Origin of the sequence: Streptomyces sp. NPDC058678 (genome assembly GCF_042714835.1) — a bacterium.
In the GTDB taxonomy this organism is placed as follows: Bacteria; Actinomycetota; Actinomycetes; order Streptomycetales; family Streptomycetaceae; genus Streptomyces.
The window spans coordinates 64,221-86,466 of sequence record NZ_JBHXSG010000042.1; the positions used below are offsets into that span (position 1 = coordinate 64,221).

The window sequence follows — 22,246 nt, forward strand, 5'->3', positions numbered from 1 at the left end:
TGACGAGTCGTCAGAAATGCTTCGTGGGGGAGACCTCGGTCGGAGGTTGCGGGGCGCAGGGCAAGGCGGCGCGCCTCTCTCGGGGCACAAGGGCGTGATCTCATCCGTAAGGAGGAGATTCCGGCCTCGTGGGTCCGCTTCCCGTGGGACGCGAAGATGCTTCCTTTCGCGGATGACCCGAGAGGGCGGGACTGATGGGGTAGGGGATGTGCAACACCGTATCCCCCGGCAGTCGGCCCAAGAGCCCGTCGACCGGCCCCCGGTCCCTTCGGACAACGATGCCAGGCCCAGTGCCGAACTGGCAGCGGTGGTCTCCGGTGCCCGCCGGAGGGCGGTCAGGGACGGCGACCGGCAGATCGACACGGCCCATCTGCTGCACTCCCTGTTGGAGAGCGACCCGGAGGTGCGGGACTTCTTCGACGCCGAACCGCAGTTCGCCCGTCTCCTCGGCTACCTCGTGCAGCGCAGCATCGGCTACGGGCTGCGCTGGCAGGGCACCGTCGAGGATTCCGGTGCCGTGCCGGTCGTGACCGAGGCTGAGGGCTTCTCGCCGCTGGCCGCCGGGGCGATGGAGTACGCCTGGGCGCGCGCCGCCCGGCGTGGCGGCGGCCCGCCCCGGGGGATCGACCTGCTCGCGGCGATCGTCGTGGACCCGCAGGCACGGGCCGTCGAGGTGCTCGGCCGAGCCGGGATCGACGCGGCTGAGGTTCTCACGCGAGTGCACCGCCACTTTTCGGCTAACCCTGTGAACGGGACCTAGGCAAACCGTGTGAGCGAGACCTAGGCGAACCGTGTGAGCGGGACCCGGGGGAAGCCCCGCGGTCCAGCCGCTGAGACAGGTGTCAACAGGGATGACGCTCATGTCATCGCCTGTCATCATGTGCCGGTGCATACGTCTGAGAGCAGTCAGGGCAACCGCGGAAGGGGCGTCGGGCTCAGCCTCGCGCTCGGGTCCGCGCTCGCCTTCGGCGGATCCGGAGTGGCGGCCAAGCCGCTGATCGAGGCGGGCCTCGACCCGCTCCACGTGGTGTGGCTGCGCGTGGCGGGCGCGGCCGTGGTGATGCTCCCGGTCGCCGTACGCCACCGGGCGCTGCTGCGCCGCCGCCCCGCCCTGCTCGCGGGCTTCGGTCTGCTCGCGGTGGCCGGCGTCCAGGCCTGCTACTTCGCCGCGATCTCCCGTATACCCGTCGGGGTCGCGCTGCTCGTCGAGTACCTCGCGCCCGCCCTCGTGCTCGGCTGGGTGCGGTTCGTGCAGCGGCGGCCGGTGACCCGTGCGGCCGCGCTCGGCGTGGTCCTCGCGGTCGGCGGACTCGCCTGTGTCGTCGAGGTCTGGTCGGGTCTGAGCTTCGACGCCCTCGGCCTGCTGCTCGCGCTCGGTGCCGCCTGCTGCCAGGTCGGCTACTTCGTCCTGTCCGACCAGGGCAGCGATTCCGGCGACGAGGCACCCGACCCGCTCGGGGTCATCGCGTACGGCCTCCTCGTCGGCACCCTTGTGCTGACCCTCGTGGCGCGCCCCTGGACCATGGACTGGTCCCTGCTCGCCCGCAGCGCGGACATGGACGGCACGCCGGTCGCCGCCGGTCTGCTGCTCGCCTGGATCGTGCTCGTCGCCACGGTCCTCGCCTACGTCACCGGGGTGGTCTCGGTGCGCCGACTCTCCCCGCAGGTCGCCGGCGTCGTGGCCTGCCTCGAGGCGGTCATCGCCACCGTCCTCGCCTGGGTGCTGCTCGGCGAGCACCTCTCGGCACCGCAGATCATCGGTGGCGCGGTCGTCCTGGCGGGAGCGTTCATCGCCCAGTCGTCGGCGCCCGCCAAGGGCTCTCCGGAGCCGGTGGCGAGTGGCGGCTCGGAAAGTGAGTTGTCGGCCCGCGGAACCGCCACCTAGGCTCCCGATCATGCATCTCCACCGCATCGTTCTTCCGCCGCCGGCCGCCTGAGGCGGGCCATCCGGCGAAGCGGGGTGTTCTGAGACCCCCCGAGCCCGGCAGCACACCGCCGGGCGGAACGGTGCTGCCCGCAGACGAAGTCCGTGGACCCCGCCCAGCGGGCGTCCTTTCCCGAACTTCAGCGCACCTTGCGCACTGCGGAGAGAACGCGTGTCGAATGCTGCTTCCGGCCTGCCCATCGGGCGAGGCCTTCTCTACCTGATCGTCGCCGGTTTCGCCTGGGGCACCGCCGGCGCGGTCGCTTCCCTGGCCTATGGCGCCAGTGACATCGGACCCGTCGCCCTGTCCTTCTGGCGCTGCGCCGCAGGGCTCGTGCTGCTGCTCGCCGCCCGCCTCCCGCGAACGGGCGGCGCGCGGACGGTTGTACGGGAACCACTGCGTCACAAGGCGCGGCGGGCCGGTGTCACGGGTCTGTGTCTGGCCGTGTTCCAGACGGCCTACTTCGCGTCCGTCGAGGCCACCGGTCTCGCCGTGGCCACCGTCGTCACCCTCGGCGCGGGTCCCGTCCTCATCGCGCTCGGGGCGAGGCTGACCCTGGGGGAGCGGATCGGGCGGGGCGGGTCGCTCGCCGTTGTCGGGGCGCTCGCCGGACTCGGGGTGCTGATGCTCGGGGGTGAGGACGCGTCCGTGCGCCCGTGGGGGGTGCTGTTCGGGCTGGTGTCGGCGGCTGGGGGCTGTGTGATGACCCTGGTCACGCGGAGCCGGGGCCGGGAAGGCGGTGCGGATGCCGCGAGTGCGTCCGTGTGGACGCTCGCGGTCACCAGCCTGTGCCTGCTGCCGTTCGCCCTGGCCGAGGGACTGGTGCCGCACACCGCGGAACCCGGCCTGCTCCTGTGCCTGTTGGCGTACATCGCGGCCGTCCCCACGGCGCTCGCCTACGTCCTCTACTTCGCGGCCGCCGCCGTCGTCCGGTCCACCACCGTGTCCGTGGTCATGCTGCTGGAGCCGGTGGGAGCCGCGGTGCTTGCCGTGGTGCTGCTCGGTGAGCGGCTCACCGCGACCACGCTGGCCGGCACCCTGCTGATGCTCGGGTCGGTCGCCGGGCTCGCGGTGGCGGAGGCGCGGGGCGCGGCGGACAGGGAACCGGTGCTGGTGTGACGACGAGTGGCCCTTCCTGTCCGGAAGGGCCACTCGGAGCTCAGGTCGCGCGCCGGTTCAGCAGGTGCTCGCGCGCCGCCGCGTCCCCCGGACCGTTGCGGTCGGCGAGGCCGGCCGCGATCCGGTCCTGGACCTCCGCGGGCCGGTGCCCCGCGTACTTGAACTTCGCCCGTACGGCGACCACGTCGAGCCGAAGACCCCGGATCCCGGACAGCAGCCGGCCGTACGGCGCCTCACCCACCGCCGCCGGTGCGGAACCGCCCTCCGGCTGGAAGTGGCCGACCTGCCGGTTGAGGAGCGCGGCCTTCTCGGCCGGGTCGTCCACGATGTGGGCCGTGCAGCGGAGTTGGACCGCCGCGTACAGGCTCGTCGGCGTGCCGTGCTCGGAGGGGACGTCCGACGGCGCCTGCCAGGGGCCGGGGATGAACGCATAGTCGTCGACCACGCTCAGCAGAACCTCGGGGGTCGTCTCCAGTGCGTCCCACAGGGGGTTCGGACGGGCCAGGTGCGTGAGCACCTCGCCGCGCTCGGCGTCGTAGGCGAAGTGCAGGGGCTGGACGTACGGCGGCTCTCCCGGAAGGCCGTTGACGGCGAGCTGTCCAAAGTCGTGGACGTCCAGCCAGCCTTGCCATTCGGCGTCGTCGCGGGGCGCGTCCCAGGGGTGGATCAGCATCAGAGGGCCTGGAGGTAGTCGGGGACCTCGGTGCCGGCGGCCAGATCGGCGTCGGCGAGGGGAGTCCCGTATCCCTTGCGCAGCGGGACGACGCCGGCCCAGTGCGGGAGGGCGAGGTCCTCGGGCTCGTCGTTGACGCCGCCGGTACGGAGCTTGGCGGAGACCTCGTCGAGGTCGAGGCGGATGACGGCGGTGGCGGCGAACTCCTTCTTGTTGGCCGGCCGCGAGTCGCGGGACCGGCCGGGTACGACGTGGTCGACCAGCGCGTCCAGGGCCACCCGCTTCTCCTCGGGGTCCGTCACGTCGTGGGCGATGCCGTGCACGACGACCGAACGGTAGTTGATCGAGTGATGGAAGGCCGAGCGGGCCAGGATCAGCGCGTCGACGTGCGTGACCGTCAGGCACACCGGGAGTCCGGGGTCGGCCTGTCCGGTCATCCGCAGCGGGCGCGAACCCGTCGAGCCGTGGACGTAGAGCCGCTCACCGACCCGGCCGTACAGCGTGGGCAGCACGACCGGGGCGCCGTCACGGACGAAACCCAAGTGGCAGACGTAGGCCTCGTCGAGTATCGCGTGCACCAGTTCCCTGTCGTACGAGGCCTTGTGCGCGGCGCGCGTGGGGACGCTGCGGTCGGTCGGGGCGTAGTCGGCGGGCTGCGTCGTCGTCTGCGGGGTCCCCTGCATTGCGCTCTCCATTGTACTAGTGCATAATTGGCTTTGTGCTAGGAGATTACCGGATCACAGGTCGGCGCGCAGCGGAGATTTCGGCGAGCATCGAGCAGGCGGTGGGTGCCGGTGAGCTGGCCCCCGGCCAACCTCTGCCTCCGATGCGGGAGTTGGCCATCGAACTCGGGGTGAATCCCAATACCGTCGCGGCCGCCTACCGCACCCTGCGTGAGCGCGGGGTCATCGAGACCGACGGGCGCCGGGGCAGCCGGGTGCGGCCCAAGCCGGCCACCACGGGGCGCGAGCACATCCGCGTGGACGTGCCCGAGGGTGTGCGGGACGTGTCGCACGGCAACCCGGACCCCGCGCTGCTGCCCTCCCTCGCGCAGGCGTTCGCGGCGGCCGCCGAGCAGAGCGACCGGCAGCCGGTCATGTACGGAGATGCGCCCGTCGAACCGGAGTTGGCCCGGCTCGCACGGGCCGGACTGGACGCCGACGGGGTGCCGGACGGGCCCCTCGCCGTCGTGTCGGGGTCGCTGGACGCCATCGAGCGGATCCTCGCCGTCCATCTCAAACCGGGGGACGTCGTCGCGGTGGAGGACCCGGGGTGGGGCGGTCTGCTCGACCTCGTCCCGGCGCTCGGGCTGCGCACCGCCCCCGTGCGGGTCGACGACGAGGGGCCGCTCCCGGACGACGTACGGGGCGCTCTGGAGTCCGGCGCGCGCGCCCTGATCGTCACCGACCGGGCCCAGAACCCGACGGGGGCGGCGGTGAGCGCCACGCGCGCGCGTGCCCTGCGGTCCGTGCTGCGGAGGCACCCGGAGACCCTGCTGATCGAGGACGACCACGGCCACGGAATCGTCGACCTGCCCTTGCATCCCCTAGCGGAGGTCACCCGCAGCTGGGCCTTCGTGCGCTCGGTCGCCAAGGCGTACGGTCCCGACCTGCGGCTCGGCGTGTTCACCGGGGACGCCGTCACCGTCGACCGGGTGCGCGGGCGGCAGCGGCTCGGGCCCGGCTGGGTCAGCCGGATCACGCAGGGGGCCGTGCGGCGGCTGTGGGCCGACGGGGCGCTGGACACGCCGGCGGTGGCGGCCGCGTACCGGACGCGCCGGGATCTGCTGATCGACGCGCTCGCGGCCCGCGGCATCGAGGCACACGGGCGCTCCGGCCTGAACGTGTGGATCCCCGTGCCCGACGAGACCGGGGCGGTCGCCCGGCTGCTGCACTCCGGCTGGGCCGTCGCACCCGGCGCCCGCTTCCGGATGAGCGCACCGCCGGGAATCCGGATCACCGTCTCGACACTCGCCGCGGCCGAGACCGGCCCGCTGGCGGACGCGGTCGCCTCCGCCGTCAGGCCGGCCCCGGTTCGCAGTTACGTATAGGACCTGGCTTCGGTGCAGGACTGCGCGGGGCTGTTCTGGCTGTCGGCCGGAGCGCCGGGCACGGAGCCGGAGCCGGAGTCGGCCGCGGATTCCCACGCGGCGATGGCGCCACCGGTGGATCCGGTCGCGGGCGTGGACTCGGTCCCCGCCTCGGCGCGGCGGTCGCGCCCCTTCGGCCTCGCCTGCGTCAGCGCCGCCCCCGCCAGCACGATCGCCGCGCCGACCGGTGTCGACCAGCTCAGCGACTCCCCGAGGATGGCGACGCCGGCGGCGGTGGCGATGACCGGGATGAAGTAGGTGACCATCTGGGCCGTCGTGGGGCCGACCTCGGCGACCAGGCCGTACTGGAGGAGGACCGCGAGCCCCGTGCCGAGGGCGCCCAGGGCGGCGATCGCCAGCAGGGGAGTGACGGGGAAGTGGCTCGGCAGGCTGGTGAACAGCGGGGTGACGACCGCCAGTTGCAGCGTGGCCAGCAGCAACTGGGCGCCGGTGAGCGACAGGTTCGAGTGGCTGGAGCCGGCCAGGGTGCGACGGACGTAGATCCAGCCGATCGGATAGCTGAGCGAGGCCAGCAGGGCCATCGCCGTGCCCGTGGCGTCCAGGCCGTGGAAGCCCTGCCAGGCGCCGAGGACCGTCAGGACGCCGAGGAAGCCGAGGCCGAGGCCCGCGACCCTGACCCGGGTCGGCCGGTCCTCGGAGAGGGCGACCAGGGACAGGGCCATGCCCCACAGGGGCGAGGTCGCGTTGCAGATGCCGGCGAGCGTGGACGGGATCGTCAGCTCGGAGTAGGCGAAGAGCGAGAACGGCAGCGCGTTCAGGAAGAACGCGGCGACCGTCAGATGCGCCCAGGTGCGCGCGCCGCTCGGGAGGCGTTCCCCTCGCACGGCCATCGCGGCGGCGAGCACCGCCGTGCCGAAGACCAGGCGGCCGAGAGTGACCTGGAACGGGGCGTAGCCCTCGGTGCCCACCTTGATGAGCAGGAAGCTGAAGCCCCAGATCAGCGAGAGGGCGCCGAAGCGCAGGCGCCAGTCGAGGGCGGGGCGGGGGCCGGAAGGGGTCCGGGCCCCGGTGCGGGTGGCGGTGACGGTGCTCATGGCCACAACGATGGTGCGTGCGATCTCGTAGCACAATCGAAAATTCGCGAGCGGTATCTCGTAGTATTGCTTACATGTTGAACCTGGAGCGCCTGCGCACCCTCGACGCCCTCGCCCGGCACGGCTCGGTCAGCGGCGCCGCCGAGGGTCTGCACATCACGACCTCGGCCGTCTCGCAGCAGATGTCGAAGCTGGAGCGGGAGGTCGGACAGCAGCTCCTCGCCAAGAACGGGCGGGGAGTGCGGCTCACGGACGCGGGCCGACTGCTCGCCGAGCACGCGTCGCGCATCCTGTCGCAGGTCGAACTCGCCCAGTCCGACCTGGAGGCCCAGCGCGGACAGGTCGTCGGCGAACTCAGGCTGTCGGCGTTCCCGACCGCCGCGCGCGGCCTGTTCCCCACCGCGCTCGCCGCCCTGCGCGCGCACCACCCGGCGCTGCGGATCCGCTCCTCCGAGCTGGAACCCGAGAGCGGCATCGCCGGGGTGATCCGCGGCGACCTCGACCTCGCGGTCGTGCTCGACTGGTACAACAAGCCGATGCCGCTGCCCGACGGCCTGGTCAAGGCGCCGATCCTGGACGACCCCGCCGACGTGGCGATGCCGGCCGGCCACCGGCTCGCACACCGCGACGAGGTGGACCTCGCCGAGTTCGCCGAGGACGAGTGGATCACCTGGGGCGAGGGCGAGTTCTGTCACGAGTGGCTGATGTTCACGCTGCGCTCCAAGGGCATCGAGCCGATCGTCGGCCACCGTGCCGCCGAGACACACACCCAACTCGGCTTGGTCGCCGCGGGGTTGGGGGTGTGCATCGCGCCCCTGCTGGGACGGCACCCGATGCCCGCGGAGGTCGTCACCGTCCCGCTGAAGCAGCGGGTGCGCCGGCATGTGTACGTCGTCTGGCGCGCGGACGCCGACCGCCGCCCGTCGATCCGGGCGGCGGTGGAGGCTCTCAAGGCCTCGGCCGAGAAGCTGGGTTAGGCCCGTTGTCGCACCACCGGGCCCTGTCGTCGAAGGGGTCCGGCTACAGCGGCCCCAGCTTGCGGAAGTCCCAGGAGACGATCTTCTCCGGGGTCAGCCGGATCCACGCGTGCCGGCCGTCGTGCGGCATCTCGTCCAGACGGAAGTTCTTGCGGGCGAACAGGGTCTCGGGCAGGTCGAGTTCCGCGCGCAGCTCCCCGATGCGCGGGGCCTCGCCCACGAAGTCCACGATGCCGGACAGCTCGACGCCGCGCAGTTCGTCGTACTCCTCGCCCGTGTCGACCACGATCGCCACCCGTGGATCGCGCCGCAGATCGGTCCACCGCTTGCTGCGCACCACCGAGTAGAGCCACATCGACGTGCCGTCCCAGGCGAACCACAGCGTGCTCACGTGCGGGGCGCCGTCCGCGGACACGGTGGCGACCCGGCAGGTGCGCTGGCTGGTGAGGAACTCGTCCAGCTCACCGGGTGTCATCATGATCTTCCGGCCCCGGCGCTGAGTGACGGTCATGCGGCCCCCTCTTTCTCTCACGTCGTGTCAGAGGAGATCCTCTGACATCACGTCAGAAAAGGATGGGACGTCTTCCGTCCACACGCAACGGTGACTACTCTCACCCGCTGCACACCGTTGGCGACCAGGGGGAACCATGCCGTCGTACGACCGGCTCGGCGAGCTTCTCGACCCCGCGACCACCGTCCTGCTCACCGTCGAGTGCCAGCAGGGCGTCGTCGGCCCCGACAGCGCCCTGCCCGAACTCGCCGAGGAGGCACGCTCGTCGGGGGCCCTCGCCAACGTCGCCCGGCTGGTCGCCGCCGCGCACCAGGGCGGCGTCCAGGTGATCCACGCGATCGCCGAGCGCCGCCCCGACGGCCGGGGTGCCAACCGCAACGCCCGCCTGTTCCGCGCCGCCGAACGGCTGCCCGTCCAGCAGCTGTCCGGCACCACCGCGGTACGTCTGGCGGCGCCGATCGAGGCCGCCGAGGAGGACCTCGTCGTACGACGGCTGCACGGGCTGTCGCCGATCCAGGGCACCGAGGTCGACGCGCTGCTGCGCAACCTGGGCTGCCGGACGCTGATCGTCACCGGGGTGTCGGCCAACGTGGCGATCCCCAACGCCGTGTTCGACGCGGTGAACCGCGGCTACACCGCCGTCGTACCGACGGACGCCATCGCGGGGGTGCCCTCCGACTACACCCCCGCGATGATCCGCAACACCCTCGCATTGGTCGCCACGGTCGCGACCACGGACGAGGTGCTGGTCTGCGTCAGCTGTCAGCGCCGTACGGTCCGGCGCTGACGGTCACGCGAGGGTGATCGAGTCCCCGCTCACGGCTATCTGCATCTCGGGCAGCGGCTTCTTCGCCGGACCGCTCTTCACGCTGCCGTCGGTGATCGAGAAGTTGCTGTTGTGACAGGGGCAGTTGATGACGCCGTCGGCGACGCTCTTCACCGCGCAGCCCTGGTGGGTGCAGGTGGCCGAGAACGCCTTGAACTCGCCCGCCGTCGGCTGCGTGACCACCACCTTCTGGTCGGCGAAGACCTTCCCGCCGCCCTCGGGGATGTCGGCGGTCGACGCGAGCGCCGTGCCGCCCCCGGCCTTGCCGCCGGCCGAACCGTCCCCGGTGGGGCTGCTGCTGCCGGACGAGTCGGCGGGGGCGGACGAGCTCGACGAGTCGTCGTCCGAGCCGCCGCACGCGGTCAGCGCGACGGCGAGCCCAGCCGCTCCGGCCGCCGCCACGACGGTACGACGGCCCGGCCCCGGCGTGGACTTGAACGATGCGCTGGTCATGGTGCGCTTCCCTTCGGGGAGGTTGCGTGGTCTGCCGACAGGTACGGTCGGCGGAGATCGCCTGTTCAGACGATGTCGAAATCTTGACCTGCTCTCGTTGAGCCGCGGGTAAAGCGGAGCTATCGGTTCGCTGTCCGGCCCTGTCGGTTTCCTGTCGGAGCCGGCGCACCGCCGTCCGGGGCCGCCTCCGATGCCCGTCCATACGTCGGTAATCCGGGGCGATGCTCAAGCGGGCAGGGAGGTGAGGCGGGGCCAGGTCGGCTCAACCTCACCGTCGCCCCAGTCGCGCCCTTCGCCGTCGACGGCACCCAGGGCCTCTGACCAGCGCCGGCATGGCCCTCGCTCTCTCCGATCCGCGACCGTCATGCCCCTCTGCCAGGGCCTGGCCCTGCTCTTCACCCCGGAGAAGCAGTGAACAACCGTGAGCTTTCAGGTCGTCGGCTGACTCCCGGCACCAAGGTGCCGATGTCGAGAGTCTGTTGCAGTGGCGCGCGCTCGAACACCTGTAGTTGTGCCGAGTGTTCGAATGCATCTACTTTTGCCGGTCATGACCATGACGCGCAGAGCGATCATCAAGGGCATGGCCACCGCACCGTTCATCGGTGTGGCCGGCAGCGCGCTCGCCCCCGCCACCGCGAACGCGGCCACCATCGACGCCGGCCAGTTCAGCCTCACCAGCCGGCCCTCCAACAGCTATGGCCAGTTCGCCGATCTGGCGGCCGGCCTGGCGAACAGCCTCACCAAGGTCGGCGCGACCACCGTCATAGCCGACACCAACCGCAGCGCCAAAGCCCTCACCAGCGCGCCCAGTACCGCTACGGCCTTCCAGACCGGCTTCGCCTGGGACACCGACGACCAGGCGGTGGACTACTGGATACCCCAGGGCGTCACCACCAGCGCCGACGCCTATGGCAACGGGCTCTACCCGGAGGGGGGAAGCAACAAGGTCGTCCTCGTCTCCTGGTACTTCGAGACCGATCCCGACGCCGACGGCGTCGACGAGTACCCGCTCGACAAGGGCCTGCGAGTGACCTTCGTCGACTACAGCAGCCCGTCCGCACCGACGTACCGGCATGTGCTGCTGGTCGAACCCGTCAAGACCAGCACGGGTGCGTACTCCTTCAATCCCGTCCGCAAACACGCCGGCGGCATCATGTGGTACGGCGACCTGCTCTATGTCGTCGACACCTACAAGGGGCTCCGGGTGTTCGACCTGCGCAGCCTCTTCCAGGTCGCCACCGCGGAGAAGGACGTGTGCGGACTGCACACCGACGGGCAGTACTACGGCTACGGCTACCAGTACGTCCTGCCGCAGAGTCACGCCTACGACAATGCAGGAACGTACCTGCGCTACACGGCGGTCGGACTCGACCGCGCCAGCAGCCCCGACAGCCTGGTGGTCAGCGAGTACTCGCTCTCCGGCACCGTCGACTACTCGGACGGCAACTTCAACGGCATGGGCCCGGGCAGCACCACCCCCAAGGTGGTCCGCTGGAACCTCGACTACACGGACCGGCAGCTGGCCTCCCTCACGGCGGCGGAAGCCGTCACCGTCAGCCAGCAGAAGATCCAGGGCGTCGTCTCCCGCAACAGCAAGCACTACCTCTCGGTGAGCAACGGCCCTTCCGGCAAGGGCGCTCTGCGTACCTTCAACTCCGGCGGCTCCACCGCGAGCACCGTCTGCGACCTGACCGTCGGCTGCGAGGACCTCAGCTACCACAGCAGCGGGGCGTCCGGCTGGTCGTACAGCGAGTCCGTGATCTGGAACGCCAGCGAATACACCGGCAAACGCTACGTCTACGCGGTCCGCGCGGACGGCTCCTGAAAAGCCTGTCCGGCGGATCATCCGGTCTCCGACATGATCCGCCGGACAGGCCCTCGGCCGCCGATCGCACTGCCGGGACAGGACTTCCTCGGCCACGGCTTCCCCGGTCACCCATCGCACTGGCCGACTACATCGCGATGCACTGGGCGCCCGGCAGAGGCGGTGCTGCGAAACTCCGTGGTGACCTTGGCGCGGTGGCTCGGGCACTCCTCACCGGCGATCACCCTCGGTTACTATGCTCACTTCATGCCGGAGGCCGGGAGTAGGGGGCGCACCGCCCTCGACGGACTGCTCGGGAGACGGGGAGATCTTCCTGCCGGCCGAAACTCCCCCGATTCTCCCCAGGGCCGTTGACGGGTCGTTCCCGCTCCTGTGCCCTCCGGGGTAAGTCGTGGATTATAAGGCTGAAGAGACAGGTGGCCTGGGAAAATGCTAAGAGAGGTCACCGCGACCCGCTACGTCACGCCCCTGCGTGAGGGCGGCTCGCTGCCGGGGCTCGTCGAGGCCGACGACCACGGGACGTACGTCATGAAGTTCACCGGTGCCGGGCAGGGCCGCAAGACACTGGTCGCCGAGGTCGTGTGCGGCGAACTCGCCCGGCGGCTCGGCTTTCGGATGCCGCGGCTCGTGACGATCGGCCTGGACCCGGTTCTGGGGCTCGGCGAACCCGACCCGGAGGTACAGGAACTGCTCAGGTCCAGCGGCGGCACCAACCTCGGCATGGACTTCCTCTCCGGGGCCCTCGGCTTCGACCCGCTCGCCTTCCCGGTGAGCCCGGAGGAGGCCGGGCGGATCGTCTGGTTCGACGCGCTGGTGAACAACGTCGACCGCTCCTGGCGCAACCCCAACCTGCTGATGTGGCAGGGCGGTCTGTGGCTCATCGACCACGGCGCGACCATGATCTGGCACCACAACTGGCCCGGCGCCGAGGCCTCGGCGGCCCGCCCGTACGACGCCTCCGACCACGTGCTCACGTCCTTCGCGCCGGACGTCGCCGCTGCCGCAGCCGCGCTCGCGCCGCAGGTCACCGAGGAGCTCCTGGCCGAGGTCACCGCGAAGATCCCGGAAGCGTGGCTGGCGGACGAGCCCGGTTTCGACACACCGGACGACCTCCGCCGGGCCTACGCGCGTCCCCTGGCCGCGCGCGCCGCCGTCGTCCACGACCGCATCAACGGCATCGAGGGAAGCAAGTGAGCGAGCGCCACATCATCCGGGGGAGCGAGCGGAACGAGCGGGACGTGTTCGAGTACGCGCTGCTGCGCGTCGTGCCCCGCATCGAGCGCGGCGAGTGCATCAACGCCGGGGTGCTGGTCTACTGCCGGGCCAAGTCGTACGTCGGTGTGCGCACCCACCTCGACGAGACGCGGCTCCTCGCCCTGGATCCGGACGCGGACGTGGCCGGCGTGAGGGCCGCCCTGCGTGGCGTCGAGGGTGTCTGCAAGGGCGGCGAAGCGGCAGGTCAGGCCGCCCGCGACGACGCAGGGCGGCGCTTTCGCTGGCTGGTCGCGCCCCGCTCGACGGTCGTCCAGCCGGGGCCCGTGCACACCGGACTGACCAACGACCCGGCCGCGGAGACCGACCGGCTTCTCGGCCTGCTGGTGCGGTGACGGAGCCGGCGCCGCCGCCGGCCGGCCGTCAGGCCCGGCGTCGCCTCACCACATGGCCGGTGGCGAGGACGCCGGCGGCCACCAGGGCCAGGCCGATCCCGGTGGCCCAGCCGCTCGGTCCGGAGGTCGACGCCCCGCCCAGCCCGCCGCGCACGCCCTGCGTCGGGGTGACGGCCGCCGGAGTCGCGGGACCGACGGTCGCGGGAGTCGCGGGACGGACGGGACGGGCGGTCGAGGAGATGACGGGGGCGCCGCGCCGGGGCAGTACCTCGCAGGCGATGCCGTCGTCCGCGCCCTGGTCCTCGTCGAGTCGGTTCGGATCAACGGGGTTCGAGTCGAAGACGGCCTGCGCCTCCTCCTGGTAGGTGAAATCGCGGCAGTCCAGATCCTGGGCGTGAGCGATGTCGGCCAACGGCACTATCGCGGTGATCGCGATCAGCGTGCCGGCGGCACCGGTGCGACGGCGCATCGAGCGCCTCCTTTCCGGCCACGAGTGGTCCGCGCTCCGACGCTATGGGCCAGATGGCGCAGGGGCGCGCAGCGCTGGGCCGATCGGGTGCCGCCGGCGGTCCCCGATGCGGGACGATGACGGGCGGGTATGCGGGACGACGACGGGCGGGCGCGGCCTGCCGGGGCCGGCCGCGCAGGTAATGGATCACACCGGGCTCGTGTGACGTTGACACCGGGTGCCAGGGCTTCTAGCGTCACGTCTGCTGAAGGTACTAAGCGGTCGCTCACCAGATGGGCGTCCTTCTCGAGGGCGAGGAGAACCAGCAATGTCCACCACTGAGCAGCGGGTCGCCGTGGTCACCGGCGGAGCGCGCGGCATCGGCGCCGCCACCGCCGTACGACTGGCCGCCGAGGGTCGCGCGGTCGCCGTGATCGACCTCGACGAGGGAGCCTGCAAGGACACCGTGGAGACGATCACCGCGGCGGGCGGCAAGGCGATCGCGGTCGGCGCGGACGTCTCCGACGAGGCCCAGGTCGAGGCGGCCGTCGCGCGCGTCGTCGCGGAGCTCGGCGCCCCGACGATCCTCGTCAACAACGCGGGCGTGCTCCGCGACAACCTGCTGTTCAAGATGAGCGTCACGGACTGGGACACCGTCATGAACGTGCATCTGAGGGGCTCGTTCCTGATGACGCGAGCCGTCCAGAAGTACATGGTGGACGCCAAGTTCGGCCGCGTCGTCAACCTCTCCTCGTCCTCGGCGCTCGGCAACCGCGGCCAGGTCAACTACTCCGCCGCCAAGGCCGGTCTGCAGGGCTTCACCAAGACGCTCGCGTTCGAGCTCGGCAAGTTCGGCGTCACCGCCAACGCCGTGGCGCCCGGCTTCATCGCCACCGACATGACCGCCGCCACCGCCGAGCGGGTCGGCATGGGCTTCGAGGAGTTCAAGGCCGCGGCCGCCACCCAGATCCCGGTCCAGCGCGTGGGCAACCCGGACGACATCGCCAACGCGATCGCCTTCTTCACGGGCGACGCGGCCGGATTCGTCTCCGGCCAGGTGCTGTACGTGGCCGGCGGACCGCTCAACTAGGGCTGAGGAACAGGGACATGACTGTGGAACTCTCGGGCAAGGTCGCCCTGGTCACCGGCGCCAGCCGCGGCATCGGTTACGGCGTCGCCGAGGCGCTGATCGCGCGCGGTGACCGTGTCTGCATCACCGGGCGCAACGAGGAGGCCCTCAAGGAGGCCGTCGAGCAGCTCGGCGCCGACCGGGTCATCGGCGTCGCGGGCAAGGCCCACGACGAGGCCCACCAGGCCGTCGCCGTCGAGCGCACGATGGAGGCCTTCGGCCGCGTCGACTACCTGGTCAACAACGCCGGCACCAACCCGGTCTTCGGGCCGATCGCCGACCTCGACCTGGGCGTCGCCCGCAAGGTCTTCGAGACCAACGTGGTCTCGGCCCTCGGCTTCGCGCAGAAGACCTGGCACGCCTGGCAGAAGGACAACGGCGGCGCGATCGTCAACATCGCCTCCGTCGCGGGCGTCTCCGCCTCGCCCTTCATCGGCGCCTACGGCATCAGCAAGGCCGCCATGATCAACCTGACCCTCCAGCTGGCGCACGAGTACGCGCCGAAGGTGCGGGTCAACGCCATCGCCCCGGCCGTCGTCAAGACCAAGTTCGCGCAGGCCCTGTACGAGGGCCGCGAGGCGGAGGCGGCCGCGGCCTACCCGCTGGCCCGGCTCGGCGTGCCCTCCGACATCGGCGGCGCCGCCGCCTTCCTCACCTCGGAGCAGTCCGACTGGATCACCGGCCAGACGCTCGTCGTCGACGGCGGCATCTTCCTGAACGCCGGCGTGGGCTGACTTTCGTTGCAGTTCGGCACGGGCGCCCGTCGACCGGAAACGGCGCCCGTGCCGACGTATGAGAGCCGCACGGGACCGATGACAACGTCGTCATCACAGAATCGATCAAGAGAGCGAATCCCGGAGAGGTTCAGCGGGCGGAGCGCTGCGGTATGGTCTGCCGACCCTTGGTACGGCATTTCGAGGAGCAAGCGCGTGTTCATCCGGAACCGATACCTGCCGCCGCTCGCGGCCCTGGCGTCCATATCCATGGTGGCCGGATGTGGCGTGTTCACCTCGGACGCCTCCGGAGACGAGGCGCCGCTCGTCGTGGGAACCACCAGTGCTCCGGCCACGCTGGATCCCGCGGCGTCCTGGGACAACTCCTGGGAGCTGTTCCGCAATGTGTACCAAACCCTGCTGAACTACAGCCCCGGCGCGGCCGAGCCCGAGCCGGACGCCGCCGAGAGCTGTGGTTTCACGGACGATTCGAGCACCGTGTACAGCTGCACGCTGCGTAAGGACCTGAAGTTCTCCGACGGGCACCCGCTGGACGCCCAGGCCGTCAAGCACTCGTTCGACCGGATCAAGGAGATCAACGTCAATGGCGGTCCCGCGGGGCTGCTGGGGACTCTCTCCCGGGTGCAGGTGAAGGGTGACCGTGAGGTCGTCTTCCATCTCAGCCAGCCCGACGCCACCTTCCCCCTGGTGCTGACCACGCCCGCGATGTCGATCGTGGATCCCGACGAGTACCCCGCCGACGCGCTCCGCAAGGACGGAAAGATCAGCGGCTCGGGGCCCTACAGCCTTGCTTCCTACGAGGAGGGAAAGAAGGCCGAGCTCGTCCGCAACGACAACTACAAGGGCATAGCGGACCGCAAGAACAGCGCCGTCACCATCCGCTACTTCCAGCAGTCGGACGAGATGGTCAAGGCCCTCAAGGACAAGCAGATCGCGGTCATCTACCGCGGTCTCGGCGCCTCGGACACCGTGGACCTCGACGCCAACCAGAAGGCGGAGAAGCTCCAGCTCGTCGCGAACCCCACCACCGAGATCAGTTACCTGGTCTTCAACCCCAGCGACCCGTGGGCCGCGAAGCCCGCGGTCCGCAAGGCGGTCGCCCAGGTCATCGACCGCCCGGCGCTCGCGCACAACATCTACAAGGACACCGTCGAGCCGCTGTACTCCATGGTCCCCAGGGGCCTGGTGGGCCACACCACGGGCTTCTTCGACGACTACGGGGCCCCCAGCGTGCCCAAGGCCGAGCAGATCCTCACGGAAGCGGGCATCACCGAGCGCGTCCCGCTGACGCTCTGGTACACGAGCGACCGCTACGGCTCGACGACCAAGCCCGCCTTCGAGGAGCTGAAGCGGCAGCTCGAGGCCTCCGACCTGTTCGAGGTGACCCTCAAGAGCCGCCCCTGGAAGAGCTACGTGGAGGGATACCAGAAGGGCGAATACCCGGTGTTCGGGCGCGGCTGGTTCCCCGACTTCAACGACGCCGACAACTTCATCGCGCCCTTCGTGGGCAAGCAGAACGCGCTCGGTACCCCGTACGAAGAGCCCGAGATCACCGGCAAGCTGCTCCCGGAGTCGCGCGCCGAGAGCGACCGCGGTGCCGTCGCCAAGCAGATCGAGGCGGCCCAGCGGATCCTCGTGGACGACGCGCGCCTGCTGCCCCTGTGGCAGGGCAAGCAGTACGTGGCCGCGAACGAGGAGATCTCCGGTCTGGAGAAGGTCATCGACCCGGCGACGATGATGGTCATGTGGGAGCTGTCCTGGAAGACCAGCTGGTAGGGGGCCGTCGGTGCGGTCCGCGGGCCCGCTGTCAGTGCTCGCCTGTAGGTTCTGTGGCCTGGACGTGACCGCACGTCGCAGTGACCGCACACCGTAAGGAAGTTGACGTGACCGACATCGCCATGCTGCCCGAGTCCTGGCGCGGGGTCCTGGGCGACGAACTGCAGCAGCCCTACTTCAAGGAGCTGACGGAGTTCGTCGAGGAGGAGCGAGCGAGGGGTCCCGTCCACCCTCCGCGCGAGGAGGTCTTCGCCGCGCTGGACGCCACGCCGTTCGAGCAGGTGAAGGTCCTCGTCCTCGGTCAGGACCCGTACCACGGCGAGGGCCAGGGCCACGGGCTGTGCTTCTCGGTCCGTCCCGGCGTGAAGACACCGCCCTCGTTGCGCAACATCTACAAGGAGATGAAGGAGGAGCTCGGGCTGGAGGTCCCGGACAACGGCTATCTGATGCCGTGGGCCCGGCAGGGCGTCCTGCTGCTCAACGCGGTGCTCACGGTCCGGGGCGGCGAGGCCAACTCGCACAAGGGCCGGGGCTGGGAGAAGTTCACCGACGCGGTGATCCGCGCGGTGGCCGACCGGCCCGACCCGGCGGTCTTCGTGTTGTGGGGCAACTACGCGCAGAAGAAGCTCCCCCTGATCGACGAAACCCGGCATGCCGTGGTCAAGGGCGCCCACCCCTCCCCGCTGTCGGCCAAGAAGTTCTTCGGCTCCCGCCCGTTCACGCAGATCAACGAGGCGGTCGCCCGCCAGGGCCACCAGCCCGTCGACTGGACCATCCCGAACCTGGGCTGACCGCCGCCGGGCCGGTTCCCCGCCGAACCGGCCCGGTGCCGCCTGACCGTGATTGTCGGTGGCGGCGGTTAGCGTCGGCAGGGACAGCCGGCGAGGGTGCGGAGGACGCGGTGGCGGAGCGACAGGGGCAGGCGGCCGTGGATGCCGTGATGACGCGGATCGGGCAGGTCGTGATGCTGCATCACGCCGGCGACCGCGAGGAGGCCCGGCAGCGGTTCCTGAGCCTGTGGGCGGAGATCGGTGAGGACGGCGACCCCCTGCACCGCTGCACGCTGGCTCACTACATGGCAGACACCCAGGACGACCCGTTCGACGAACTCGCCTGGGACCTGAGAGCGCTGACGGCCGCGGAGGAGCTGACGGACGACCGGCTCCACGAACACGAGGGAGCGCTCGCCGTGCGGGCGCTGTACCCGTCCCTGCATCTGAACCTGGCCGCCGACTATGTGAAGCTCGGCCGCACGGAGGCCGCCCGCACCCATCTGCGCCGGGCGCGGGAAGCGTCCGGCGCACTGGGTGACGACGCTTACGGGGACGGGGTACGGGGAGCGATCAACCGGCTGGAGCTACGGCTCGGCGAAGGGGACGCCTCCCGCGGATGAGCAGGGACCACCCGCACGTCCGCCTCCCGGCTCACCGCCCGTACGTCCGGTCGCAGATCACCGACTCCGGGCTGCCCGCCTCCCAGCCGCCGTACTGCCTGCCGAGCGCGCAGACGTCCTTCGCTTCCTTGGGGACCGACCCGGCCACGTCGGGGATCTCGACGCGCGGCTTCGCGCGGTGTCCCACCTCGGGGTGGCGGGGTTTCGGATGCGCCGGGAGTGCCGGGCGGTAGCGCGGAGGCGGTTCCTCGGCCCGTCGCGGGGCCGCGGGGTCGGCACCGTGCGACGCGGCCGACGTCGGGTCCGGGCGGCGGGACGGGCCGATCATCTCCAGGGCCTCGCGGGCCGGCGCCTGCACGACTTGCTGCTCCGCCTGCCCGTCCGGCCGGGGCGCCGACGGCCGGGAGGGCGCCGCCGGCGGTCCGGACACGGGTGGGTCCTGGACCGTCACACAGCCGGACAGGGCCGAGACAGCCACGGTGACGAGGAGCGTTGCGGTGGTCGTCGTTCGATGCACCCGCGCAACTCTGCTGGTTCGGGCGGCCTTTGGACAGTTGACAAGCGGAGGATGCCCCGCACGGGTGATCTCCGGCCCCGTACGGAGGGGGCGTGTCCGCGGCGGCTGACGCCGGCCGGCCTCAGTCGCCCGTCCCGCCGTCGACGCGCTCGCGGATCAGGTCGGCGTGGCCGTTGTGACGGGCGTACTCCTCGATCATGTGCGTGTAGATCCACCGCAGGTTGAACGGTTCGTCGGTGAACCGGCTCCTGCCGCGCGAGAGTTCGTCCAGGCCGAACTCCGCGGAGTTGCGCCGGGCGATCTCGATCTCGGCCTGCCAGGTGCCGTACGCCTCGTCCCAGGTGTCCGCCTCGGTGAGATGGAACTCGCCGTCCCGGTCCTCCTCGGTGTAGTAGATCGGCCCCGGATCATCGCCCACCAGGACCTTGCGGAACCAGCCCCGCTCCACCTCCGCCATGTGCCGCACCAGACCCATCAGGGACAGCTCGGACGGCTCCGCCGAGGCGGTGCGGAGCTGGGCGTCGGTCAGGCCCTCGCACTTCCACGCGAGGGTCTGCCGGTGGTACTCCAGCCAGCCCTCCAGCATGGTGCGTTCGTCGGCGTTCTGGGCGGGTTCGGTGCGCTGCGTCGTCATGCACGCATCGTCGCCGACTGCGCCCGCCCCCCACCACGCGTTTTCCACGCCTTCGCCGACCGGTGGCCGCTGCGCCGGCCGTATGCTTCCGGCATGACCCCGGCAGGCCACAACCGCTGAAGGAGAGCCCGTGAAGGTCGGCTGCATCGGACTCGGTGACATCGCGCAGAAGGCGTATCTGCCGGTGCTCGGCGGCCGCCCCGGGGTCGAGCTGCACCTCCAGACCCGCAGCCCGGCGACACTCGCCCGGGTCGCCGACGGCCTCCACCTCCCCGAGGAGCGGCGTCACGCCGATCTGGACTCCCTCCTCGGCCAGGACCTCGACGCCGCCTTCGTGCACGCGCCGACCGCCGTGCACCCCGAGATCGTGACGCGGCTCCTCGAGGCGGGTGTACCGACGTACGTCGACAAGCCGCTGGCGTACGAACTCGCCGACTCCGCACGGCTGGTGGAGCTCGCCGAACAGCGGAGCGTGAGCCTGGCCGTCGGCTTCAACCGGCGCTACGCCCCCGGGTACGCCCAGTGCGCCGATCACCCGCGCGAGCTGATCCTGATGCAGAAGAACCGGATCGGGCTCCCCGAGGAGCCCCGCACGATGATCCTCGACGACTTCATCCACGTCGTGGACACCCTGCGCTTCCTCGTGCCCGGCCCCGTGGACGACGTGACCGTGCGCGCCCGCGTGGAGGGTGGTCTGCTGCACCACGTCGTGCTGCAGCTCGCCGGGGACGGCTTCACCGCGCTCGGCGTGATGAACCGGCTCAGCGGCTCGGCGGAGGAGATCCTGGAGGTGTCCGGGCAGGACACCAAGCGGCAGGTGGTCAACCTCGCCGAGGTGATCGATCACAAGGGCCAGCCGACCGTGCGGCGGCGCGGCGACTGGGTGCCGGTGGCCCGGCAGCGCGGCATCGAGCAGGTCGTGCTCGCCTTCCTCGACGCCGTGCGCGCGGGCAGGGTGCTCAGCGCCCGGGACGCGCTGGCGACTCACGAACTGTGTGAGCGGGTGGTACGGGCGGTTCAGGAGAAGGCCGCCTGACCCGCAGCGTCCGTACGCCCTCGGTGACGCCCCACACCCCGAGGATCAACAGGGCCGCCTGCACCGGCCAGTCGCCGAAGCGGACGTACGGCGTGACGCCGTCGGCCAGCGGCACCTCGTACACCGCGCTCGTGCTCGCGCTCGTGCCGAGCCACGGTCCGATGCGCTGCCCGCTCGCGCCGTAGACCGCCGACACACCCGTGAGCGTCGCGTGGACCATCGGGCGGCCGGTCTCCGCCGCGCGCAGCGCGGCCAGTGAGGCGTGCTGTTCGGGGGCCCAGCTGTGCTGGAACGTCGACGTGGAGGACTGGCCGACCAGGACGTCGGCGCCGTCCTCGGTGAGATGGCGGGTCATGTCGGGGAAGGCGGTCTCGAAGCACACCATCGGACCGATCCTGAGCCCGTTCCCGGCGTCCATCACCACCTGCTCGGAGCCCTGCCTGCGGTTCTCGCCCGCCGCCTTGCCGACGGAGGTCGCCCAGCCGAGCAGTGAGCGGGCCGGGACGTACTCGCCGAAGGGGACGAGTCGCATCTTGTCGTAGCGGTCGCCGGTGAGGCCGTCGGGCCCGACGAGCACCGAACTCTTGTAGATGCCGGGCTTGTCGGAGCGCCGGGCGTCCACGTTGACGAGTATGTCGGCGTCGGTGGCGCGTGACAGCGCGGCGATCCTCGTCGCGAGGTCGGGCCGGTCCCCGAGGTCGTAGCCGACACTGCTCTCACCCCAGACGATCAGGTCGACGTCCTGTCCGACCAGTTCGCGGGTGAGCTGCTCCTCCCGTGCGAAGCGCCTGTCGGCGCCCTCGACGACGCCCGGCTGGACGACCGCGATCCTGGCCCGCCCGTCGACATCGGGGCGCGGCGACCACGCCCAGGCCGCCGAGGTGGCCGCCGCCGTGGCGACCAGTCCGGCCACGGCCGGCACCCGGGACTCACGGACCGCGACCAGCACGGCGACCGCCACGTTGACGGCCACCACCAGGAAGCTGAGCAGCCACACCCCGCCCACCGAGGCGAGCCTCAGCGCCGGTTCCACCTGCCACTGGCCGGCGCCGAGCACGCCCCAGGGCCCGCCGAGCCCCTGCCAGGAACGTACGAGTTCGACCGCCAGCCAGCCCGACGGCAGGACGAGGAGGGCCGCCCCGATCCGGGCACGGGAGGGTGTTTCGGCGAGACAGCGGCGCACCAGCCAGGCCCACGGGGCCCACAGGGCGCCCAGCAGCGCCGCGAGGACGAACGTGAACACGTGCAGGCTCGGCAGCAGCCAGTGGTGCATCGCCAGCATGAATCCGAACCCGCCCCACCAGCCGTCGTACGCCGCCCGTTTCCCGGTCGGTGCCGAGCGGGCCAGCACGATCCAGGGGACGAGGGCGACGTACGCGCACCACCACAGCGACGGGGCGGGGAAGGCGAGTACAGGCAGGGCGCCCGCCGCCGCGGCGACGGTCGAGCGCCGCCACGGGGAGGTGAGCCAGTGGCCGAACGACTTCATACGGCACCTCCTACCCCGTGGGTGTCTCCA

23 protein-coding genes and 2 pseudogenes are annotated in these 22,246 nt (G+C 71.1%); 16 read left to right on the forward strand and 9 right to left on the reverse strand.

Annotated elements, in window-relative coordinates; all coding sequences use genetic code 11:
- The first annotated feature begins 208 nt into the window (after window positions 1–208).
- The 3 genes from ACFWWR_RS31760 (at window position 209) to ACFWWR_RS31770 (ending at window position 3,044) form a co-directional block, all read left to right on the forward strand.
- Window positions 209–760 (forward strand): Clp protease N-terminal domain-containing protein, encoded by a 552-nt coding sequence (locus tag ACFWWR_RS31760; RefSeq protein ID WP_383874274.1) that lies wholly within the window; start codon window positions 209–211, stop codon window positions 758–760.
- A 120-nt stretch (window positions 761–880) separates the two neighbouring features.
- Window positions 881–1,885, forward strand: a complete 1,005-nt coding sequence (locus ACFWWR_RS31765) for a DMT family transporter (protein ID WP_383874272.1) — start codon at window positions 881–883, stop codon at window positions 1,883–1,885.
- A 211-nt stretch (window positions 1,886–2,096) separates the two neighbouring features.
- On the forward strand, window positions 2,097–3,044 hold the full coding sequence (locus ACFWWR_RS31770) for a DMT family transporter (RefSeq protein WP_383874270.1): 948 nt from the start codon (window positions 2,097–2,099) through the stop codon (window positions 3,042–3,044).
- Between the two features lie 40 nt (window positions 3,045–3,084).
- Here ACFWWR_RS31770 and ACFWWR_RS31775 read toward each other — a convergent pair whose 3' ends face one another.
- Both ACFWWR_RS31775 and ACFWWR_RS31780 read right to left on the reverse strand, forming a co-directional pair.
- Window positions 3,085–3,717: an FMN-binding negative transcriptional regulator gene (locus ACFWWR_RS31775; protein WP_384306821.1), complete on the reverse strand. Its 633-nt coding sequence runs from the start codon at window positions 3,715–3,717 to the stop codon at window positions 3,085–3,087.
- Complete coding sequence (locus ACFWWR_RS31780; protein ID WP_383874266.1) at window positions 3,717–4,400, reverse strand: pyridoxamine 5'-phosphate oxidase family protein; 684 nt, start codon at window positions 4,398–4,400, stop codon at window positions 3,717–3,719. The genes ACFWWR_RS31775 and ACFWWR_RS31780 overlap by 1 nt, the downstream gene beginning before the upstream one ends.
- A 35-nt stretch (window positions 4,401–4,435) precedes the next feature.
- Here ACFWWR_RS31780 and ACFWWR_RS31785 point away from each other — a divergent pair, with 35 nt between their 5' ends.
- Complete coding sequence (locus ACFWWR_RS31785) at window positions 4,436–5,767, forward strand: aminotransferase class I/II-fold pyridoxal phosphate-dependent enzyme (RefSeq protein WP_383874265.1); 1,332 nt, start codon at window positions 4,436–4,438, stop codon at window positions 5,765–5,767.
- Between the two features lie 170 nt (window positions 5,768–5,937).
- Here ACFWWR_RS31785 and ACFWWR_RS31790 read toward each other — a convergent pair.
- A pseudogene (locus ACFWWR_RS31790) lies at window positions 5,938–6,861 on the reverse strand (DMT family transporter); the annotation flags it as partial.
- A 74-nt stretch (window positions 6,862–6,935) separates the two neighbouring features.
- On the opposite strand from ACFWWR_RS31790, the gene ACFWWR_RS31795 reads away from it, so the two are divergent.
- Window positions 6,936–7,838, forward strand: a complete 903-nt coding sequence (locus ACFWWR_RS31795) for a LysR family transcriptional regulator (RefSeq protein WP_383874263.1) — start codon at window positions 6,936–6,938, stop codon at window positions 7,836–7,838.
- 43 nt (window positions 7,839–7,881) lie between these two features.
- On the opposite strand, the gene ACFWWR_RS31800 is transcribed toward ACFWWR_RS31795, so the two are convergent.
- Complete coding sequence (locus ACFWWR_RS31800; protein WP_383874261.1) at window positions 7,882–8,349, reverse strand: pyridoxamine 5'-phosphate oxidase family protein; 468 nt, start codon at window positions 8,347–8,349, stop codon at window positions 7,882–7,884.
- Between the two features lie 136 nt (window positions 8,350–8,485).
- Between ACFWWR_RS31800 and ACFWWR_RS31805 the strand changes: the two genes are divergently transcribed.
- Window positions 8,486–9,136, forward strand: a complete 651-nt coding sequence (locus ACFWWR_RS31805; protein WP_384306823.1) for a cysteine hydrolase — start codon at window positions 8,486–8,488, stop codon at window positions 9,134–9,136.
- A gap of 3 nt (window positions 9,137–9,139) precedes the next feature.
- Here ACFWWR_RS31805 and ACFWWR_RS31810 read toward each other — a convergent pair whose 3' ends face one another.
- On the reverse strand, window positions 9,140–9,628 hold the full coding sequence (locus tag ACFWWR_RS31810; protein WP_384306826.1) for a Rieske (2Fe-2S) protein: 489 nt from the start codon (window positions 9,626–9,628) through the stop codon (window positions 9,140–9,142).
- A 547-nt stretch (window positions 9,629–10,175) separates the two neighbouring features.
- Between ACFWWR_RS31810 and ACFWWR_RS31815 the strand changes: the two genes are divergently transcribed.
- From ACFWWR_RS31815 to ACFWWR_RS31830, 4 genes and pseudogenes are all read left to right on the forward strand, one after another.
- The gene (locus ACFWWR_RS31815) at window positions 10,176–11,453 is read left to right on the forward strand and encodes a hypothetical protein (protein WP_384306829.1); all 1,278 of its coding nucleotides are present in this window, start codon (window positions 10,176–10,178) and stop codon (window positions 11,451–11,453) included.
- 174 nt (window positions 11,454–11,627) lie between these two features.
- Window positions 11,628–11,807, forward strand: a pseudogene (locus ACFWWR_RS31820) (site-specific integrase); the annotation flags it as partial.
- Between the two features lie 75 nt (window positions 11,808–11,882).
- The gene (locus ACFWWR_RS31825; RefSeq protein WP_384306832.1) at window positions 11,883–12,647 is read left to right on the forward strand and encodes a HipA family kinase; all 765 of its coding nucleotides are present in this window, start codon (window positions 11,883–11,885) and stop codon (window positions 12,645–12,647) included.
- On the forward strand, window positions 12,644–13,060 hold the full coding sequence (locus ACFWWR_RS31830) for a DUF3037 domain-containing protein (protein WP_383874252.1): 417 nt from the start codon (window positions 12,644–12,646) through the stop codon (window positions 13,058–13,060). The genes ACFWWR_RS31825 and ACFWWR_RS31830 overlap by 4 nt, the downstream gene beginning before the upstream one ends.
- A gap of 28 nt (window positions 13,061–13,088) precedes the next feature.
- Here ACFWWR_RS31830 and ACFWWR_RS31835 read toward each other — a convergent pair whose 3' ends face one another.
- The gene (locus tag ACFWWR_RS31835; protein WP_383874251.1) at window positions 13,089–13,529 is read right to left on the reverse strand and encodes an excalibur calcium-binding protein; all 441 of its coding nucleotides are present in this window, start codon (window positions 13,527–13,529) and stop codon (window positions 13,089–13,091) included.
- Between the two features lie 307 nt (window positions 13,530–13,836).
- Here ACFWWR_RS31835 and fabG point away from each other — a divergent pair, with 307 nt between their 5' ends.
- The 5 genes from fabG (at window position 13,837) to ACFWWR_RS31860 (ending at window position 18,540) form a co-directional block, all read left to right on the forward strand.
- The gene (gene fabG, locus ACFWWR_RS31840; RefSeq protein ID WP_384306834.1) at window positions 13,837–14,598 is read left to right on the forward strand and encodes a 3-oxoacyl-ACP reductase FabG; all 762 of its coding nucleotides are present in this window, start codon (window positions 13,837–13,839) and stop codon (window positions 14,596–14,598) included.
- 17 nt (window positions 14,599–14,615) lie between these two features.
- Window positions 14,616–15,371 (forward strand): SDR family oxidoreductase, encoded by a 756-nt coding sequence (locus ACFWWR_RS31845; RefSeq protein WP_383874247.1) that lies wholly within the window; start codon window positions 14,616–14,618, stop codon window positions 15,369–15,371.
- A gap of 195 nt (window positions 15,372–15,566) precedes the next feature.
- On the forward strand, window positions 15,567–17,147 hold the full coding sequence (locus ACFWWR_RS31850) for an ABC transporter substrate-binding protein (RefSeq protein ID WP_384306837.1): 1,581 nt from the start codon (window positions 15,567–15,569) through the stop codon (window positions 17,145–17,147).
- Window positions 17,148–17,254: 107 nt separating this feature from the next.
- Window positions 17,255–17,938, forward strand: coding sequence for a uracil-DNA glycosylase (gene ung / locus ACFWWR_RS31855; protein WP_383874244.1), 684 nt, complete (start codon window positions 17,255–17,257; stop codon window positions 17,936–17,938).
- A gap of 110 nt (window positions 17,939–18,048) precedes the next feature.
- Window positions 18,049–18,540, forward strand: coding sequence for a hypothetical protein (locus tag ACFWWR_RS31860; protein WP_383874242.1), 492 nt, complete (start codon window positions 18,049–18,051; stop codon window positions 18,538–18,540).
- 31 nt (window positions 18,541–18,571) lie between these two features.
- Here ACFWWR_RS31860 and ACFWWR_RS31865 read toward each other — a convergent pair whose 3' ends face one another.
- Both ACFWWR_RS31865 and ACFWWR_RS31870 read right to left on the reverse strand, forming a co-directional pair.
- Window positions 18,572–19,057, reverse strand: a complete 486-nt coding sequence (locus ACFWWR_RS31865) for a hypothetical protein (RefSeq protein ID WP_383874240.1) — start codon at window positions 19,055–19,057, stop codon at window positions 18,572–18,574.
- A 121-nt stretch (window positions 19,058–19,178) separates the two neighbouring features.
- Window positions 19,179–19,691, reverse strand: coding sequence for a DinB family protein (locus tag ACFWWR_RS31870; RefSeq protein ID WP_383874238.1), 513 nt, complete (start codon window positions 19,689–19,691; stop codon window positions 19,179–19,181).
- 130 nt (window positions 19,692–19,821) lie between these two features.
- Here ACFWWR_RS31870 and ACFWWR_RS31875 point away from each other — a divergent pair, with 130 nt between their 5' ends.
- On the forward strand, window positions 19,822–20,727 hold the full coding sequence (locus ACFWWR_RS31875; RefSeq protein WP_383874236.1) for a Gfo/Idh/MocA family protein: 906 nt from the start codon (window positions 19,822–19,824) through the stop codon (window positions 20,725–20,727).
- Here ACFWWR_RS31875 and lnt read toward each other — a convergent pair.
- Window positions 20,651–22,216: an apolipoprotein N-acyltransferase gene (lnt, locus tag ACFWWR_RS31880; protein ID WP_383874234.1), complete on the reverse strand. Its 1,566-nt coding sequence runs from the start codon at window positions 22,214–22,216 to the stop codon at window positions 20,651–20,653. The genes ACFWWR_RS31875 and lnt overlap by 77 nt on opposite strands.
- Window positions 22,217–22,246 lie beyond the last annotated feature (30 nt).

Excerpts from the sequence above, each read along its gene's own strand:
- ACFWWR_RS31775 (WP_384306821.1), bottom strand. The coding sequence starts at position 3,717 with ATGCTGATCCACCCCTGGGACGCGCCCCGCGACGACGCCGAATGGCAA.
- ACFWWR_RS31780 (WP_383874266.1), bottom strand. The coding sequence starts at position 4,400 with ATGCAGGGGACCCCGCAGACGACGACGCAGCCCGCCGACTACGCCCCG.
- ACFWWR_RS31795 (WP_383874263.1), top strand. The coding sequence starts at position 6,936 with ATGTTGAACCTGGAGCGCCTGCGCACCCTCGACGCCCTCGCCCGGCAC.
- ACFWWR_RS31800 (WP_383874261.1), bottom strand. The coding sequence starts at position 8,349 with ATGACCGTCACTCAGCGCCGGGGCCGGAAGATCATGATGACACCCGGT.
- ACFWWR_RS31805 (WP_384306823.1), top strand. The coding sequence starts at position 8,486 with ATGCCGTCGTACGACCGGCTCGGCGAGCTTCTCGACCCCGCGACCACC.
- ACFWWR_RS31810 (WP_384306826.1), bottom strand. The coding sequence starts at position 9,628 with ATGACCAGCGCATCGTTCAAGTCCACGCCGGGGCCGGGCCGTCGTACC.
- ACFWWR_RS31815 (WP_384306829.1), top strand. The coding sequence starts at position 10,176 with ATGACCATGACGCGCAGAGCGATCATCAAGGGCATGGCCACCGCACCG.
- ACFWWR_RS31825 (WP_384306832.1), top strand. The coding sequence starts at position 11,883 with ATGCTAAGAGAGGTCACCGCGACCCGCTACGTCACGCCCCTGCGTGAG.
- ACFWWR_RS31835 (WP_383874251.1), bottom strand. The coding sequence starts at position 13,529 with ATGCGCCGTCGCACCGGTGCCGCCGGCACGCTGATCGCGATCACCGCG.
- fabG (WP_384306834.1), top strand. The coding sequence starts at position 13,837 with ATGTCCACCACTGAGCAGCGGGTCGCCGTGGTCACCGGCGGAGCGCGC.
- ACFWWR_RS31845 (WP_383874247.1), top strand. The coding sequence starts at position 14,616 with ATGACTGTGGAACTCTCGGGCAAGGTCGCCCTGGTCACCGGCGCCAGC.
- ACFWWR_RS31870 (WP_383874238.1), bottom strand. The coding sequence starts at position 19,691 with ATGACGACGCAGCGCACCGAACCCGCCCAGAACGCCGACGAACGCACC.
- lnt (WP_383874234.1), bottom strand. The coding sequence starts at position 22,216 with ATGAAGTCGTTCGGCCACTGGCTCACCTCCCCGTGGCGGCGCTCGACC.